This window comes from Litchfieldia alkalitelluris (assembly GCF_002019645.1).
Classification (GTDB): domain Bacteria; phylum Bacillota; class Bacilli; order Bacillales; family Bacillaceae_L; genus Litchfieldia; species Litchfieldia alkalitelluris.
Genome location: NZ_KV917374.1, coordinates 2,563,418 through 2,580,730, shown reverse-complemented (window position 1 = coordinate 2,580,730; position 17,313 = coordinate 2,563,418). Strand labels below are relative to the sequence as shown.

The 17,313-nt window shown below is 30.2% G+C and carries 17 protein-coding genes; all 17 read right to left on the bottom strand.

The genetic code is table 11. The annotated features are described in order from the left end of the window. Positions 1 to 10: 10 nt before the first annotated feature. Positions 11 to 1,816 carry an ABC transporter ATP-binding protein gene (locus BK579_RS11795; protein WP_078550543.1) on the bottom strand — a complete coding sequence of 602 codons (1,806 nt, stop codon included), beginning with the start codon at positions 1,814 to 1,816 and terminating at the stop codon, positions 11 to 13. Positions 1,817 to 1,901: 85 nt separating this feature from the next. Beyond that, positions 1,902 to 2,669, bottom strand: coding sequence for a glycosyltransferase family 32 protein (locus tag BK579_RS11790; RefSeq protein ID WP_078545765.1), 768 nt, complete (start codon positions 2,667 to 2,669; stop codon positions 1,902 to 1,904). A gap of 18 nt (positions 2,670 to 2,687) precedes the next feature. Next, entirely contained in the window at positions 2,688 to 3,683 is a 996-nt protein-coding gene (locus BK579_RS11785; RefSeq protein WP_078545763.1) for a glycosyltransferase family 2 protein, read from the bottom strand. Positions 3,684 to 3,710: 27 nt separating this feature from the next. Beyond that, positions 3,711 to 4,919, bottom strand: a complete 1,209-nt coding sequence (locus BK579_RS11780; protein ID WP_235848412.1) for a glycosyltransferase — start codon at positions 4,917 to 4,919, stop codon at positions 3,711 to 3,713. Positions 4,920 to 4,925: 6 nt separating this feature from the next. Next, a complete protein-coding gene (locus BK579_RS11775; protein WP_078545762.1) occupies positions 4,926 to 6,116 on the bottom strand; it encodes a glycosyltransferase in 1,191 nt (396 codons plus the stop codon). Between the two features lie 37 nt (positions 6,117 to 6,153). Continuing rightward, positions 6,154 to 7,551, bottom strand: coding sequence for a hypothetical protein (locus BK579_RS11770; protein WP_078545759.1), 1,398 nt, complete (start codon positions 7,549 to 7,551; stop codon positions 6,154 to 6,156). Next, positions 7,532 to 8,149 carry a hypothetical protein gene (locus BK579_RS26385; RefSeq protein ID WP_235848411.1) on the bottom strand — a complete coding sequence of 206 codons (618 nt, stop codon included), beginning with the start codon at positions 8,147 to 8,149 and terminating at the stop codon, positions 7,532 to 7,534. Before BK579_RS26385 ends, BK579_RS11770 begins: the two co-directional genes overlap by 20 nt. Before the next feature lie 125 nt (positions 8,150 to 8,274). Beyond that, positions 8,275 to 8,592 (bottom strand): glycosyltransferase family 2 protein, encoded by a 318-nt coding sequence (locus tag BK579_RS26380; RefSeq protein WP_235848410.1) that lies wholly within the window; start codon positions 8,590 to 8,592, stop codon positions 8,275 to 8,277. A 13-nt stretch (positions 8,593 to 8,605) separates the two neighbouring features. Continuing rightward, the gene (locus BK579_RS11760) at positions 8,606 to 9,847 is read right to left on the bottom strand and encodes a glycosyltransferase (RefSeq protein ID WP_078545758.1); all 1,242 of its coding nucleotides are present in this window, start codon (positions 9,845 to 9,847) and stop codon (positions 8,606 to 8,608) included. A 17-nt stretch (positions 9,848 to 9,864) separates the two neighbouring features. Beyond that, positions 9,865 to 10,818, bottom strand: a complete 954-nt coding sequence (locus tag BK579_RS11755; protein ID WP_078545756.1) for a glycosyltransferase family 8 protein — start codon at positions 10,816 to 10,818, stop codon at positions 9,865 to 9,867. Positions 10,819 to 10,831: 13 nt separating this feature from the next. After that, the gene (locus BK579_RS11750; protein WP_078545754.1) at positions 10,832 to 11,572 is read right to left on the bottom strand and encodes a glycosyltransferase family 32 protein; all 741 of its coding nucleotides are present in this window, start codon (positions 11,570 to 11,572) and stop codon (positions 10,832 to 10,834) included. An 18-nt stretch (positions 11,573 to 11,590) separates the two neighbouring features. Further along, positions 11,591 to 12,751 carry a DegT/DnrJ/EryC1/StrS family aminotransferase gene (locus BK579_RS11745; protein WP_078545753.1) on the bottom strand — a complete coding sequence of 387 codons (1,161 nt, stop codon included), beginning with the start codon at positions 12,749 to 12,751 and terminating at the stop codon, positions 11,591 to 11,593. Between the two features lies 1 nt (position 12,752). Then, a complete protein-coding gene (locus BK579_RS11740; RefSeq protein ID WP_078545751.1) occupies positions 12,753 to 13,385 on the bottom strand; it encodes an acetyltransferase in 633 nt (210 codons plus the stop codon). Then, positions 13,382 to 13,996, bottom strand: coding sequence for a sugar transferase (locus BK579_RS11735; RefSeq protein WP_078545749.1), 615 nt, complete (start codon positions 13,994 to 13,996; stop codon positions 13,382 to 13,384). Before BK579_RS11735 ends, BK579_RS11740 begins: the two co-directional genes overlap by 4 nt. A 210-nt stretch (positions 13,997 to 14,206) precedes the next feature. Continuing rightward, entirely contained in the window at positions 14,207 to 15,274 is a 1,068-nt protein-coding gene (locus tag BK579_RS11730) for an EpsG family protein (protein ID WP_078545747.1), read from the bottom strand. Positions 15,275 to 15,287: 13 nt separating this feature from the next. Beyond that, the gene (locus BK579_RS11725) at positions 15,288 to 16,184 is read right to left on the bottom strand and encodes a glycosyltransferase family A protein (protein WP_078545746.1); all 897 of its coding nucleotides are present in this window, start codon (positions 16,182 to 16,184) and stop codon (positions 15,288 to 15,290) included. Positions 16,185 to 16,197: 13 nt separating this feature from the next. Then, positions 16,198 to 17,310 carry a glycosyltransferase family 1 protein gene (locus BK579_RS11720; protein ID WP_078545744.1) on the bottom strand — a complete coding sequence of 371 codons (1,113 nt, stop codon included), beginning with the start codon at positions 17,308 to 17,310 and terminating at the stop codon, positions 16,198 to 16,200. Positions 17,311 to 17,313 lie beyond the last annotated feature (3 nt).

The window sequence follows — 17,313 nt, the reverse complement described above, 5'->3', positions numbered from 1 at the left end:
CTATAAACATCTAATTATTAGCTAAATTTTTTGATCTATTGACTAATTCCCATGACTTGTTTTCTACTTCAACTAACCTCCCATTATTTATCTTATAAACAATATCACAGTTTTCTATAGTGCTTAAACGATGGGCAATTATAATAAGTGTCTTTTGACCCTTAAGTCCATCAATTGCCCTCATGATTTCTTTTTCTGTTTCATTGTCTAAAGCTGACGTTGCTTCATCCATAAATAAAATTTCTGGGTTATGATATAAAGCACGAGCAATTCCTATTCGCTGACGTTGTCCACCGGATAATCGCACTCCCCTTTCGCCTACTTTTGTTTCTAATTTATTTGGGAGTGAGTTTACAAATCCAGTCATTTGTGCTTGATTTAGGGCTCTCCACACTGCATTGTCATCAATTTGCTTCTCATCTATACCAAAAGCAACGTTTCCTCTAATAGTATCATCTGAAAGGAATATTGATTGAGGTATATAACCAATCTTCTTTTGCCATAAAGTTTGTAAGTCGCTTAAATTTATCCCATCAACTTGAACTGAACCTTGTTGGGGTTGATATAAACCTAAAATAATATCAACTATTGTAGATTTACCAGCACCAGATTCTCCAATGAATGCTACAGATTTGCCTATCGGAATAGTTAGCGATAAACCCTTTATAGCATAATCACTTTGTTTAGGATAACTAAAAGATACCTCATTCATAGTTATTGATTCCTTGAAAATTCTTGATCCATTAATTTCGGGATAACTATCTATTATGTTGACATTTTGTTGTTCATTTAAACAAGGTTTAAAATCATATAAATCATCATAAATAACTGTAAGTGCCGGAAGACTGTATCTAACAGTTGTTATCATGGCCATAACCCGATTAATAGAAGGCATTAGTCTAAAAGCAGACATGGCAAATAAGGCCATAGTCGATATTACCTGTGTTGTACTTGATCCGTTATAAATTATTATTAACATTGTTATAAGGACAATGGCTACCAATAATGTCTCAATAAATAGCCTAGGAATTAACTCATACATTTTCATAACTCTACTATTTACTGCCTTTATCTGAACCTGATTAGAATACTTATTAATAAAAAACTTTTCTTTACCTTGTACTTTTACTTCTTTACTAGCTCCTAAGCCTTGATTAACCCACTTAATTACACTCCCGCTTACCTTTTGTTGCTCTTTACCTAATTTTGTTACTTTATTTTTTATATATTGTAAAAAAAGAAAGACGCTACCACCTAACAACAATGAAGCGGATATGGTAGCTAGTGGAGCATTAATAATTAGCAATACAAAAATAAATAGAATCACTAGACTCTCAGTAAGTAATTGAAAAATTGACATAATTATACCTTGAAAAACTTTAGGTACCTCTTCATTAATGTTTCGTAGTAAACTTGATGTATTACGTTCAAGATGAAAAACATATGGTTTAGTCAGATATTTTTCAAAAAGTGTACTAGATAGTTTTACTTGTTGATTTAAAATGATTTTATATTGTGTGTGGTTAAAAAATAGTAAAAATAGATTCTTTATGACAAATATAAGCAATAAAAAGATCACAGAAAATATAATAAATGCTTCTTTAGAATTAAAATTAAATAAATTGTAAAAAAAAGATAAGGCGTTGTTACTGTCAATTAATTCTGGACTAGTAATAATTCCAACCATTGGTACTATTAAACCAATGCCTATCGTTTCGAATAATCCTGCAATTATCATCATCAAAAATAAGAATATCAATTTCTGCTTTTCCCGTTTATTAAATAAAGTTAAAAGTTTTACAAGTGTTTCTTTCAATTTTTTAACACCCCAATGAAAAATACAATTTTTATATGATTTTTCTCTTATGAACATTTAGCTATTGTTTTATTATAAAGGTCACCTAAGAGTATTTCCTTCTTAATATTAGTTTCTTGAAACTCTCATACCTTTTTCTTCCCAAAAAATGATTCAAAATTGTATATAAACTATTATGTATTGAAGACCTTAACCTTGAGATAAAAGATTTCCTTGTTATCCAAGAACCATGAAAATGATGAATACAATAAGAATTGTTTGTTAACTTTAATTCTTTTGTCAACCAATTATATGGGCAAAAAAATTCACTAGAATACAAGTAGACATCATCTTTAATTTTTTGAGTCTTATCTTCTGGTATCCAACCATATTCTTTTAATGTTATCTCAGTTATAACTTGAACATTTGTACGAAGATTCAAACTACCATCAGAATTTTTAAAGTTGGCTGTATCGTAATATCTAAAGAGCCTTTTTATCCACGGATGATTCTTTTTTGCTCCTATTATTCCTGTTGGGACATACTTTTCACTTTCAGTTCCTGAAAAAGCGGAATGCTCTAAAAATGGATCTAAATTCCTTAACACTTCAACATCAGTATCCATATAAATGCCACCGTAGTTCAGGAGTACATATAATCTTACGTAGTCAGTAACGAATGCGTATTTCTGTGCCTCATAGGCTTGCGTAACATACAAGTTGCAATTTACATCAAAATTCTTTTCATTCCATAAGATTATCTTATAATCTGGTAAAAATTCACTCCAACTTTCCATACATTTCAAAACATTTTCCGGCATTTTTTTTGGCCCAAACCAGCAATAGTGGATAATTTTTGGAATTTGTTGACTCATACTCTACACTCCAATAATTTAATATTTTTTATGATAATATTGCTCAAAAGATACACGTACTTTATAGATGAAAATACTTGATATTGGCAACCACAATAAAGTCTGGGATAAAACTTTTTTACTTAATGGTATAATGTTACTTTTCAAAATCAATCTACTTTGATTTTTAATATGATTTCTTACAATATAAATATATTTAATATTTTTAATTACACTTTTTTCATTTATGATATCAACAATCATATTTCTTAAAGAAGAAAAATACAGAGCTACAAGGAGATCACAGATTTCAGGATATTTTTCTTCCATAAAACTATATGTTTCAATAAAGTTTTGAACAATATCTAATCTTTTTTCTGAGAATTTAGAGCTTGTTATACTATTTTCCCTCCGGAGATAGTAATAAAAAGCATGGTCAATAGATACTATTTTATTTGCTTTATCATATAATTGATACATAATTGCAGCGTCCTCGTAAACTCTCCCTTGGGGAAATTCTAGTTTCTCGAATAATTTCTTGCTGAAAAGTTTGTTACAGGCAGAAAATCCAGTTAACTCTCCGCTATATAAACATTTGATCGCTGTTCTACTGTCAAAAATATACAAACTTTCTATATTTATATAAGATTGTTCTATTATATCCTCTTCATAATAACTTTTAATTTTACATGTACTTATAGCTGCATCATTCTCTTTTATTAATCTATAAAGGTATTCATACATTCTCGGATCAATAAAGTCATCTCCATCTACAAAAGCAATGAATTCCCCTAAAGAAACTTTTAGCCCTGCATTCCTTGCGTCCGAAAGACCTCCGTTTATTTTATTAATAACCCTTATTCTACTATCCTTTTGTGCAAACTCTTCACAAATAGTCTTGCTATTATCTATTGATCCGTCATTTACTAGAATTACTTCAAAATCTCTAAATGTTTGTTCTAGTATAGAAGTAATGCATCGGTTTAAATATTTTGCGACATTATAAACAGGGACAATAATACTAATTTTCGGCATGTATTTATTCTCCTTATATTTCCCAAGTTAATTAAGGTAGGATAGTAGTTTATTTATTTCTGGATAATTGATAATTTTTTCCCTTGAGAGATTTTCTTTAAAATAGTTACATAATTTCTTATCATTTATTAAATTTACTAAACCCTTATATATCTCATCTTCTTGAGCCTTAACAATTAATCCATTTATACCATTTTTGATTTGCTCTTTTGCTCCGATAGAGTCAGTTGTGACAATAGGCTTATTTAAACATTTAGCTTCTGCTATGGAGATACAGTAACCTTCATGTCTGGATGGTTGTACGTAAATATCGCATTTATCTAAATAACCATACGGATTTGGAATTGCCCCCAAAAAAACAAACTGGTTCTCAAGTTTATTATCCTTAACTAAATTTTCATATTTACCCTTAGAATTTCCATCTCCTATACAATACCATTTCACATTATACCCGTTATCTATTAGCTTTCTTAATGCTTTTACAGCCAGGTCTTGACCCTTTTCACTAGTTAACCTTCCAATAGTTAATATTCTTACTCCATCAAATTCATCGTCAAAACTTTTTCCACTTTTAGCTTGTTTCATAATTTGATTTGGAGAAACTATATTTCTAATAACTTCGACTTTATTTTCGAAGGATGGTAGAACGCTAAGGAATTTATCTTTTCCTTCATTAGAAACAACAAAAACTTTACTGAATTTCCTATACATTTTGTATATAAATTCTTTATTTAGATCAATTTTTGTTACATCAAAGTGTATCCACTGTGCCTTCTTCTTAGCCCGAATTTTATTTAAAACAAAATAAGATATTAAATCCATTGGACCCGCGTATGCAATAGCAGCATCATAATAATTATCTAATATAGGGATATTTCGTAATACGTATTTCAAGAAAAAACTTCTATCCCTTATAACTTTAGAAATAAAATGAAAAAAGATAACACCAACAGACTCCATTATTTTACATTCAGTTAAATATTTGTAAGCTTCCTTTCTAGGTGGGTTATTGTACAGGTCTTTAATATACTCATAGCCTTCGACATACAGAACTTTGATACCTTCTTTGGGGATATAATTTAAAAATCCCCCATATTCTTCTAACATGAGGATTGTAATATCATATTCATCAGTCGGTATTTCTGAAATCATGTTAAGTAAAGCCTTTTCTGTACCACCAATATTCATATTAATCAACATAAAAATTATTTTTTTTTTCGTAGTTTCTTTTTGCATTAAAAATCATCCTATCAGTTGATAAAACTTATTGATATCTTCAGTGTTCCCCTTTTTTTCGATTTGCAAATATTTCACAATTGATGTCCTTAATCTTTTATTTTTTACTAATTTTATAATACCTTCTGACACTGATTTTCCATCCATATTAACAACAAGGCCATTTTTATTATCAATCATTTGATTGTAAACAGCATCAAACCTTGTTGTTACAACTGGAGTATTTAATATTCTAGCTTCAGCAATAGCAAGACCAAACCCTTCAAACTTTGAAGTTTGAACATAAATGTCTGCTTTTTTGATGTAAGGATAAGGATTTCCAGTTGTCCCCAAAAGAATAAAGTGATTAGCTAACTTATTTATCTTGATATAATCTTCTATATCTTTTTGTAGTTTACCTTTACCGAGGACATACCATCGGAAATTCATCCCTTTTTCCTTCATTAATTTACATGCTTCAAGAGCAATATCATATCCTTTTTGATAATCAAGTCTACCTATAGTAAGAATTTTCAAACCATTAAATCCGTCATTAAATCCTTTATTTTGTTCTGCCATTTGAAATATTAAATCTGGGTTGACTATATCATAGAGAACTGTAGTTTTTTTGTTATATACTGGGAAAGTCTCTAAAAATATTTTCCTAGTTGAGTCTGAGACTGCAACAATCCGATCAATATTATTATAAAAATATTCTTGGAATTTCTTGTCCTTTTCATTAAGTCTATAACTAACATTCACCCAGGCTAGTTTTTTCTTAGCTTTTATTTTTTCTGCCACATAGAATGTAGGAACTCCTTGTGCATAACTAATAGCAATATCATACTCCTTAGGATTTTCTTCAATTACTGATGAGACACTTTGCCAATATATCCTAGCTTTTTCTGAATTCTTGTATTTATTTATCCTAATAGAAGTTGAATAATTAATTCTAGAAGCAAACTTTCTAAATTCAAAATTCTTTAATGAGAAAAACAGGGCTTTTTTTATGCTCAAATTTGAAAATTCAGTATAAGTCAAAGGAGGCAATATATTAACATCTCTTGGCACAAACTCTTCTAACCCCCCTCCATGACCGAACATCATTAAATCAACCTCATATTTTGTATAGTCTAATAATCCTAATAAAGTAACTAAACTTTTTTCAGCGCCAGCACATTCCAACGAATCTATAACAAATAGTATAGTTTTTTTCATGACAAATACCTCTTTAGATTTTAGTCGACAGAAGAATTTATAAATAACAACTTAAACTTTTTTTAAAATAGTATACTTTTAATCTAAGTATCTTATAGAATTTTATAAAGTTGTAAATTTCATATTTTTTACAAAATACACTTTTTTTAGAAAGATTATTTATTAATAGTTTCTCTGTTCTCGATATTAATTTTTTTTGTCTTTTTAACGATTTATTTACTACATTTAAAGTAGCAAATTTAAATCCATTTATATAAAAATGATTTTCCGGATTAAATAGAACGTTATCTATAAAATTCTTACTATAGTTAGTATTACAATTTTTAACATTAATATCTTTAAAACTATCAAGATTTTTGATTTCATCAGTATGAATAACTTCCAAAAATTCAGTTGTTTTTAGGTCATATGCTTCTAGTACTGATCTCGAAACAATACATATAGAGTTAAGGTTAATGTCCTTTTCTATTAAAAGGTTTTTAAAAATATCTAATCTTCTATTAAAATCCATGGTTATTCCTTGAGTTTTTTCTAGGAACTCTATACTATTTTCACAAAAAAACAATTGAGCAAGTTGCAATGTTTCATCTTTTGAATTAGTTACAAATGCTTTTTGAGTAGCATTAATTCCTTGTAATTCTTCTTGAAATATAGTTTTGTTATTCATGCAAGCTGTATCAAGAACGTAAATACTTAAGTCGACTTTCCCATCTGTTACGTTAATATTTTCTTTACATTTTTTTGACCACTCTAAATTATTAATAACTTGACTCAACCAATCATTTTTAAGTTCCAATTTAATTTCTTTTCTATTGATTATATTGCTATTTTCATAAATACATCTATCAATTTCTTTACTGTTTTTAACAGTATCAAAAAGGACAATCATTTGTATTTCCTGTTTAAGTTTAAAATATTCTAGAGTTATTGCATCACTCCATTTAGTGCGTAAACCTCTTTCAGCGAAAAATTTAAAATCGTAGTTAACTTTGTTATTATTAACTTTAACCACTTTGATTTTTTTATTGTGCAAGAGTGCAGCAGCAATTCGATGAGCACCGTCAAGTGGGACATTTTCATCATTTATTGGAATGACTGAAATATCATCTTTAAATCCGCTATTTTTTACTGAATCTAGTGTTGAATTAAATGAATTAATATAGGCTTTTTTACCATATTTACCTGATCCGTCATCCTCTACATAGTTATTGAATACCCAAAGATGATCTTCATATATTCTATAACCCCAATCACTTCTCCACCCTTTCTCTCTAAACATACCATAGATATATTTCGCCATTATATCGAATCTTCTAGAACTAACAAGTGACAATGGATCTACCTCATACACTTGTAACTCTTTATTACTATCAATATTTTCAATTCTGCTTAGATTAATTTTATTTATAATTGTACTATCTGTAAATTTGCCCACTACTATCACCATTTTTTAAATTGATTTTCTTTAACATTGGGGGGTGTGGAATTACTTTTAACTTCCTTAGAATTTTTTTAACAAATAAAAATAATATATTTATTACAGGATGAAATAAAAACAGCAAGAGCTCTATTTTCATTTCTTTATGCCCTTTAACAGCATCTTTAAAATAACTCTGATTATTTTTTATATAATTGTATATTTCTTTTCTATATTTATTTTTCCCATAATTTTCTTTAACATTAGAAAGTCTATAATAATTATCTATACAAGCCCTTAATAAGACACGTAAGGAAGGATTTCTTAATTCATTATAATAAAGCTCAATAAATTGATGTCTTTCTTTTAATCCACTAATTAAATCTAAGCTTCTGAGATTATATGTAGAAACAATACTATCATTTCTTTGATAATAGTAATACATTGGACTATTAGTTATTAAATATTTATTTACTCTATCCATCACCTTATGTGCCCAGAAGACATCTTCAAATAAAACTCCTTTCTTAAAAGTTATATCTAAAATTATATCTCTTTTAAAAAGTTTTCCCCAGGCGAAATTTTTTACCCTTTCATTTATAACTAATTCAGACATTAATTGAACCCTATTTAAAATGATCGGTGGATTCTCAATTGTATAATACCTATTATCTAACATCAAAAAGTCATCATAGGCATAATAAAATCCACATTGAGTTACATCAACGTTAAATTTTATGGTTAAGTTAATGAGATGTTCGATAGTCCTTCTGTCAATCCAATCATCACTGTCAACAAAAAAATGTATTCACCAGTCGCAGAAACCATTCCTACATTTCTAGCATCAGATAACCCACCGTTTTTTTTATGTATTGCCACTATTCTAGAATCAAACCTTTGGTATTCATCCACAATTTCCCCACAATTATCCGGCGAGCCATCATCAACTAAAATGATTTCGATATTCTTATATGTTTGATTTAAAATACTTTCAATACATCTAGCTAGATATTTTTCCACGTTATAAATAGGGACAATAATACTCACTTTACTTTCCATCAAAAACCAACTCTCATATAACCTCTTTATTATTTTCACTATTAATTATGTTTATTTTGTTTATTAGTTCATAGATTTTATTTATTTCTAAGGTATTCCCGTACTCTCTATCTCTTGTATTCTTAATAATAGATAAATATAAGTCCTTATCTTCTATAAGATCTATTAAACCATTAACAATTCCATCTACACCTAAAGGTGTTATCAATCCATCTACTTTATTCACGATCTGACTAGTTGCTGTTGGATATTGTGTAATTAATACTGCTTTACCTAGTATTTGAGCTTCTCTAACAGTAACAGCCTTACCCTCATATCTGGAAGGTTGACAGTAAATATCACAATCATTGATATAGGGATATGGGTTTATTCTTTTACCAAGTAAAATAAATCTATCTTCTAACTGGTATTCCTTGATTAATTTCCTTACTGTTTCTTCTTCTACTCCATAACCTACAATATACCATTTTATGTTATAGCCTAATTTCACTAAACTGTTGCATGCTTTAACAGCTAAATCAAAACCTTTTTGATGTGAAAATCGGCCAACTGAACAAATTTTTATAGTTGAGTCATTATAAATTTCGGTTTCTTCTATTTTCTGATTTGCTTGTCTTCTAACAAAAGCAGGAGATATTATATTCTCTATGATTATGCATTTCTTCTTTAATCGTGGGAAAACTTTCAGAAATGAATTCTCACAATCTTTCGACACATTAACAATATAGTCCAAATTATTCCACATTTTTTCATCTAGCTGTCTATCTGGATATACGACTGTTGAATAATCAGTATGCACCCAGCCAATTTTAACTTTTGCTTTTACCTTTTCAAGAATAAAGTAGTGGGGCCCCAGAAAACTAAGAGCAACATCATATTCCTTCTTGAGTTTCGGTAAAAATGGTATTGAATAACACCAAGTATACTGCATTTGTTTATAGGTTCGCTGTTCATTTTTAAGTCCTTTGTTATATCTAGCTGCCTTAACTTTTGCTAAAACTCTTGCACTAGTAAGAATTAGATGTCCTTCTTTCAATATTGTTTTTATAGGCCTTTCAAAAGTCGTGTATTCTTTAACTTGTGGTAATAAATTAATATACTTGGGAATATAGTCCAAAAATTCTCCTTCATGGCGGTATAGAAAAAGATCCACTTCGTACTCACTAGGGTCAAAAGCTTCTAATAATCCTATTAAACTCCTTTCTGCGCCACCAATATGTAGTGAATACATACTAACCAAAACCTTTTTTTTCATACAATTTCTCCTCTTACTTATTTAAAAACTGTCTTAGTAATTGAGTTTGCAAGTTGGAAAGGGAAATAATTAAATAGAAAAGCAACCATTTTTTCAACTTTTCTTCTATTATCATCAAAATACTCCATGCCTTTCCATGGTGTTTTTTCAAGATGAAATTTATATAATGTTTTCAATGGATGTTTGTTTCCTTTAATCCAAGGACGATTGACAAATGCAGGGGTAAAATGAATGAAAATTGGGCTGATTTTAGCTTCCTGTAGTTCATTTTCACTGTAGTAGGTCCCTAAATTGTAGTATTTCATTATATGCTTTCTTGTCATTGTATAAAATGTTGTCATGGAATTGTATTTGGGATGTAGAACTAACATTTTTTCTCTTAGTACTCCGTTTATCGTACCTTGGTCATGGTGAAATACATTACCATTAAAATGCCTGATAAATTTAATAAATTCAATCTCTATACTCTCTTCTCTCCACTTTCTCAAGTTAATCAATAGCATTCCAGAGTTTAAATAGTTCTGATTTTTATTTACAAAGACTTTAGTCTTTGTACTATCACTTACGGTATCCAGTACTCCTGCAACATAATAATTGTTGATATTAATGTTCCAAAGTTCTTGTAATGAACCATTAATAATAGAATCGGAGTCAAAATACAGGATTTTATCAACATTTTTACCAATTAAACTGGGTAAAAACAGCCTTGCATATGCGTTTAAAGCAATATTCCAGTTGTTTTTTATAAAGAGTTTATGGGATACTTCATTAAAGTTTTTAAATATAACCTTCCTCTTATAGGTTTTTTCAATAATCTTTAGTCTTTGTTTATTCAATTCTGAAATTCCATTGTCAATGAGATATACATTAATATTAGTAAAGTCCCTATTATTTTCAAAAAGTGATACCATCGATACTCCTACATGCTGGGCATAATGATCATCACTAGAATAAACAACATTTAATTCCATACTAATTCCTCCACTATTTCAATAATAATCTTCGAATTCTTAATATGTTTTCACCCCCAATAATTTTTGCAACAATTAGCTTTATTACTGTTTTCACACGAGTCCTAAATGGTAACCAACTCTTATAAAAGTGATGAATTGTATATGTCTGACAGGTTTTTAGGACTCTACAATTAATATAATCATATGGAGAGAAGTGTGTCTGCGGGTAAATACAGTCATTATCATTGATTTTCTGATAGCTACCATCTCTTACTAGCCCCATCTCTTCAAGCATTTTTGTGATAAAAGCTACATTTGTCGTTTCATTAAATGATCCATCTCCGAGTTTGAAATCTTTGTTTTTATAAGATTCCAAAAATGATTTTATGATTGTGTTTTCTCTAGTAGCACCTATTGTACTAGTTGCAATATAATTTTCTTGTTCAAATCCCCAAAATGAATCGTGATGTAAGAGATTATCAAACGACTTGAAAACCTCAACATCTGTATCAAGGTAAATCCCTCCATAATTGTATAAAGCATAGACTCTTACGTAATCACTAACAAATGCGAACTTTTTTGATTGATATGCTTGATTTACATATGGAATACTCGAAATATCAAAATTGTCTTCATTCCATTCGATAATTTCATAATCTATTAAATATTTATTCCAAGACTCAATGCATTTTTTCACGATGCCTGGTTTATCTTTTTCCCCAAACCAACAGTAGTGAATTATCTTAGGAATTTTATTTCTATTTTCTTTCATTCTTAATCACCTTTCGAGTCATACCTTAATCTTCATTACATCCTTGATTCCTAAAATTACTCGTTCTTGTTCCTCCTCTGTCAAACTTGACCCAGAAGGAAGACAAATGCCTAATTCGAATAATGATTTTGAAATATCTTGTTCGTTATGCTTATAATATTTTGTATCTTTAAATAATGGTTGCATATGAAGTGGTTTCCAAACATGTCTTGCTTCAATATTTTCTCCATCCAAGAAATTGATAACTTCTTGACTGGTGACTCCCGCTATTGTTTCATCGATTTTTAATGCTGTTAGCCATCGGTTTGAGTAACTATTGTCTAACTCTGGCATAAAGATAACACCGGGAAGCTTACCCAGTTCTTGCTTATAAACCCTAAAAACTTCTCTTCTTCTAAGGACTCTTTCATTAAGGACCTCTAATTGTCCTCTACCAACACCTGCCAATATATTGCTCAGTCTATAATTGTACCCTATCTTACTATGTTGGTAATAAGGAGCAATATCTCTTGATTGTGTAGCTAGAAATCTAGCTTTAGTTAACACTTCACGATTATTTGAAACAAGCATTCCTCCACCGGAAGTAGTAATAATCTTGTTTCCATTAAATGAAAAAATACCAAAATCCCCAAATGTTCCACTAGCTTTTTCTTTATAAGTAGAACCAAGTGATTCGGCTGCGTCTTCGATAATAGGAACATTATACTGCTGACAAATTTTAATAATTTCATCCATCTTTGCACTTTGACCATATAAATTCACAACAATAACAGCTTTTGGTAACTTCCCTTGGTAAGCTGAATCAACGAGAGCCTTTTCTAATGCAACCGGGGACATATTCCAGGATTCAGGCTCCGAATCTATAAATACTGGAATAGCCTTCTGATATAATATGGGATTTGCACTAGCAACAAATGTAAGACTAGAACAAAAAACATAATCTTCTTTTTTTACATTTAATAAAGAAAGAGCCAAATGAATCGCTGCAGTTCCTGAACTAACAGCCACAGCTTCATTGGCTCCAACATATTTTGCTACTTCATTTTCAAATGCATCCACATTCGGTCCTAGAGGAGCGATCCAATTAGTTTCAAATGCATCATGAATATACTTTAATTCTCTCCCACTCATGTGTGGTGGTGATAGATAAATTCTTCTTTTAGGCTCAACTCCTAACAATTTAAGCACCCTCTTTTACTTTAACTTTTGCCGGGACCCCTATAGCAGTACAGTAACTAGGTATATCATTAATAACAGTAGCGCCAGCTCCTATTTTTGTCCAATTTCCTACCCTTACTCCTGGTATAATTGTGGCACCTGCTCCGACATGTACTCCTTCATCCAATCTTACTGTACCCGATAAGGTAACACCTGGAGAAACATGTACAAAATCCAAGATACTGTTGTCATGTTCAATTGTAGAACTTGAATTAATAATGCAGTGTTTTCCAATACAACTATCGGCGTTAATAACTGAGTTAGCCATCACTACTGATCCGGCCCCTATTTTGGCACTTGGACTAATAACGGCAGCATGATGTTTCAAAGTAATATATGAGGAATCAGAAAGTTTTAACCTATTTGAAATTATTTTTCGTTTCTCATTATCTCCAATAGCAATGATGAACTTTATTTTCTCATGAGGTAAGATTTTCGAAACAAGGGAAATTGGGCCATAAATTACCTTGCCATTTTCCATAACACTATCAAATTTATCGTCAAAGATATACCGTATTTCATACTCATTACTCTGAATTATAATATCCTTAATAACTTTACTATGACCGCCTTGACCAATAATCCCAATGTTCATTCTCGGCCCTCTTTTGCTAAAGATTTTGTTCCTTTAAATTTTTCCATTGTTGCATTTCCCAGTTGATTAATCCCATCTGATTTAATTACTTTTTTAATAGTCATAATTAGAATCTTGAGATCAAGTAATATTGAATGATTCTCTACGTACCAAACATCTAGCTTAAACTTTTCTTCCCAACTGATGGCGTTTCTTCCATTCACTTGTGCCCAACCAGTTATACCTGGACGCACACTATGACGCTTTGCTTGTTCTTCATTATATAAAGGAAGATATTCAATTAATAACGGTCGCGGACCAACTAGGCTAAGATCACCCTTTATAACATTTACTAATTGTATGATTTCATCTAAGCTATATTTTCTTAAGAATTCACCGAATGTGGTTAGCCTTAGATAATCAGGTAAAAGAACATCATTTTTATCTTTTTCATCAGTCATTGTTCGAAATTTAAATAAATAGAATGGTTTATTATTTAATCCTGCTCTTTTCTGCTTAAAAATAATTGGAGAACCTATTTTGTATCTAACTAGTAAAGAAATAATTAATATAACTGGGCTAAATAAAATTAGAATAATTATAGCTATATTGATATCATGAATTCGTTTCATATTACTTTATCCCCCCATATTTTGTAAAACAAGGTTACTCTTTACTTGAATGTGACACTATTAGCATCTTTATTTTAATTATTTCAATTATATCAAACAACTCTATATTACTAGTTTCTTCACCAATTTTATAAGTTTCCCATAAAATTTTTCTGAATTCTTGTTCAGACACTTTTTCAAAGATACTCATATATATGCTCCAAATTTTTTTTATAAGCTAATGTAATTACTCTTGTAAATTATATTAAGACTAAGGATGTGTTCATACACAAAGAAGACTAGGTAACAACATATTATTCCGAAGTAAATTAATTTTTGGTCCTTCATTTTGAATAAATTTACTACCCAACCTATTAAAATCAAATTATACAGTCCAAGATAGATATTAAATCTAGTAAAGATCCAATTCTGTGTAGCAATAATTGTGAATAGCAAACTAACAATACAAATATTCACAATATAATCACTTTTTGGGTGAATTTCTCTCAACCTACCTCTTCCTATATACGCTACTAATAGGGGTACAGCATTTACAATTACTCTCATAAAACTTGCTCCACCTCCATCAAATGAACTGTATTGACTATATTGAGTGTCCTCAATCAATGTAAACAAAATATTCATAAATTTATTAAATCCTAATACAATAAATATCGCTGAAGTTAATATCAATATAGTAACCTTTGTCCAAGCCCTTCTTCTTACAACGAAATATATAGGAATTAGTAATAAAGCACTTTTGTGAAACGTTGACGCAAACAAGACAAGCAATATATACTTTTTCCAGTCCCCATTCAAAATGAATTTTGTCCCTAGAAATATTAATGAGGCTGCAAAAAATTGCCTTATTCCATTCATTGATACTAAATAAAAGCCAGAAGTTATGTATACATAACAACTCAGTTCAAAAACTCTAGAATATTTATAAAGGATAACAATTATGAAAAGGTTTGTGATTAATGCAGTAACAAAAACCAGTGTTTGCGGGTTGGTCGAAATTTGTTGAAGATACATTTGAAATATATTAAAACCAAAGTCACCCTTAAAATCGATATTATCCCAGGTGAAATTCATATTTTTATAAGATTGCATGTATGCGTGTGTATCTCCTATGTTTCTGCGAAGACCGGAAACTAAGACTAATGATAAAATAACTAATGATACAAGTAACTTATTTGGCTTAACATATTCTATTTGATTTTTACCTTCATTTGTAAAGTATCTTGAAAAAAAAGAAAAAAGGTACACACAGGATAAATTCAGCCATAAAACGGTCATTTTACTAATCCTTTCAATTACGAATAGTTTCCTTGGCTTTATTTATAATATATATATATAATATTATACCTAAAGGTATAGCGAAGATTGTTGACACTTTACATGGAGAATCTTTTAAAAATTTACTATTCCCTATCATTAAATTACTTGAGACATAGTGTATGCATTCTCTAATTCGATTTTTATGATTAGGTGCATACTTCATAGCAACTTTTCTAAAAAATGAGAATCCCCTAGGATTTTTTCGATATTGATGAATCATATTCATACTAGATCCATCTGGTAAATACTCTACATGGCATAACACATCATTTAAAACAAGTAAAGGACATTCTTGGTCAATTAAAATATACTTGTAACTTAGAGGACAATACTTTTCTCCAGGGAAGATTGGATAAGGTGGAACTTTTGCAGTAATTCCACTTCTGTACACAAGTTTCTTATCCCCTTTGACCTTATATTTTCCATATAACTCAGAAAGTGTTGATTTTGATACAGTTTCAGGAAATCTAGTCCCAATGATTTCGCCTTCAGGATTAGCATCTAGACCAACAATTCCGGCAACATCTCCATTTCCATATTCGTTCCAGAAGGTAACAACCTTTTCTACAGCATCATCTGGCATATAGTCATCTGAATCAATACAAACATTAAGCTCTGTATAAATTAATTTATAAGCAGTATTATGCGCTCCATGCATCCCTTGATTTTCCTGGTAATGGTAGCGGATTGAGATTATATTTTCCTCAATCCACTCTTCGACTAATTGCTTAGTTTCATCAGTTGAACCATCATCAATGATCAGCCAAATAAAGTCTTTGCAGGTTTGTCGCTTTAAACTTTCATAGCCTAAGTGCAGAGTGTAAGCTCGATTATATGTTGGTGTAAATATAGTTAAAATGGGATTCAAATTATCACCTCCGTTAATTTGCTACTTGGTAAAAGTGCGAGTAGTATTCAATCAACCATTTAACCATATATCTGGAATCATACCCACTTTTTCTTAAATCTTTTGAAGTATCAACATGCTCAAAAGAGCCGGATAGAATCTCATCTGCCCAAACTTGTGGTGGATCTTCTAGGCATATATATTGAACCCTACCTGTAACATCAGAATCACTAGTAATAGTATTAGAGGCTACACACCTTAACCCTGCTGCTTGTGCTTCAACCAATACAACTGGTAATCCTTCAAAAAGGGACGGAAACAAAAATACATCCATTGCTTGCATTAATTCAGGAATGTCATTTCTTACTCCGAGAAATCTTACATCTTTATCTAAATTTAGTTTTTTTACTTTAATTTTAATATTTTCTTTTAGCAGTCCCTCACCGATTAAAAGAAGAACAGCATTAGAATTTTTTTCTTTAATCTCCTTAAATATATCAATTAAAAAATCGTGATTTTTTTGTTTATTGAACCTACCTACATGACCAATAACCAGCTTATTATTTAACCCAAATTCTTCCCTCAATTTATCTCTTGCTTTTTCGTTAAATGTAAAATCTTTGACATTCACAGCATTATTAAGAACTGTTAAATTAGAATTAGTAACTTTTTTACCAAATAACCATTGTCCGGCATTCTTGGAGCACGCAAAATAGCTAGTTGGATTATCTTTCATATGAAATCTCGCATATAATCGAAAAGGTAACTTCTTATCTATACCTAAATCACTTAAATGACTATGGGCAATTCTTCCAGGAATTCCAGCTTTTTTTGCAGCTCTTAGTACAAAACTACTATTTTCATTAATGTGAGAATGCACTACCTGGTATTCTTTGTGCTCTAAAAAAAATTTATCTAACACTTTAAAGTATCTCCGATAGTTACCAGGTCTGATTTGGGGCATTTGATAAATTCTTCCGCCCAATTCTAAAATTTCTTTATCATAATGACCTTCTTCATTTCGGTGTACCATAAAATCAAACTGAATTTTATCTCTATCTAATTGACGATAATAATTCATCAACATAGTTTCAAGTCCACCACGATTCATAATAGTTACAACCTGAAGAATCCTTAATGGTTTCATTTT

Excerpts from the sequence above, each read along its gene's own strand:
- BK579_RS11790 (WP_078545765.1), bottom strand. The coding sequence starts at position 2,669 with ATGAGTCAACAAATTCCAAAAATTATCCACTATTGCTGGTTTGGGCCA.
- BK579_RS11785 (WP_078545763.1), bottom strand. The coding sequence starts at position 3,683 with ATGCCGAAAATTAGTATTATTGTCCCTGTTTATAATGTCGCAAAATAT.
- BK579_RS11780 (WP_235848412.1), bottom strand. The coding sequence starts at position 4,919 with ATGCAAAAAGAAACTACGAAAAAAAAAATAATTTTTATGTTGATTAAT.
- BK579_RS11775 (WP_078545762.1), bottom strand. The coding sequence starts at position 6,116 with ATGAAAAAAACTATACTATTTGTTATAGATTCGTTGGAATGTGCTGGC.
- BK579_RS26385 (WP_235848411.1), bottom strand. The coding sequence starts at position 8,149 with ATGTCTGAATTAGTTATAAATGAAAGGGTAAAAAATTTCGCCTGGGGA.
- BK579_RS26380 (WP_235848410.1), bottom strand. The coding sequence starts at position 8,592 with ATGGAAAGTAAAGTGAGTATTATTGTCCCTATTTATAACGTGGAAAAA.
- BK579_RS11760 (WP_078545758.1), bottom strand. The coding sequence starts at position 9,847 with ATGAAAAAAAAGGTTTTGGTTAGTATGTATTCACTACATATTGGTGGC.
- BK579_RS11755 (WP_078545756.1), bottom strand. The coding sequence starts at position 10,818 with ATGGAATTAAATGTTGTTTATTCTAGTGATGATCATTATGCCCAGCAT.
- BK579_RS11750 (WP_078545754.1), bottom strand. The coding sequence starts at position 11,572 with ATGAAAGAAAATAGAAATAAAATTCCTAAGATAATTCACTACTGTTGG.
- BK579_RS11740 (WP_078545751.1), bottom strand. The coding sequence starts at position 13,385 with ATGAACATTGGGATTATTGGTCAAGGCGGTCATAGTAAAGTTATTAAG.
- BK579_RS11735 (WP_078545749.1), bottom strand. The coding sequence starts at position 13,996 with ATGAAACGAATTCATGATATCAATATAGCTATAATTATTCTAATTTTA.
- BK579_RS11730 (WP_078545747.1), bottom strand. The coding sequence starts at position 15,274 with ATGACCGTTTTATGGCTGAATTTATCCTGTGTGTACCTTTTTTCTTTT.
- BK579_RS11720 (WP_078545744.1), bottom strand. The coding sequence starts at position 17,310 with ATGAAACCATTAAGGATTCTTCAGGTTGTAACTATTATGAATCGTGGT.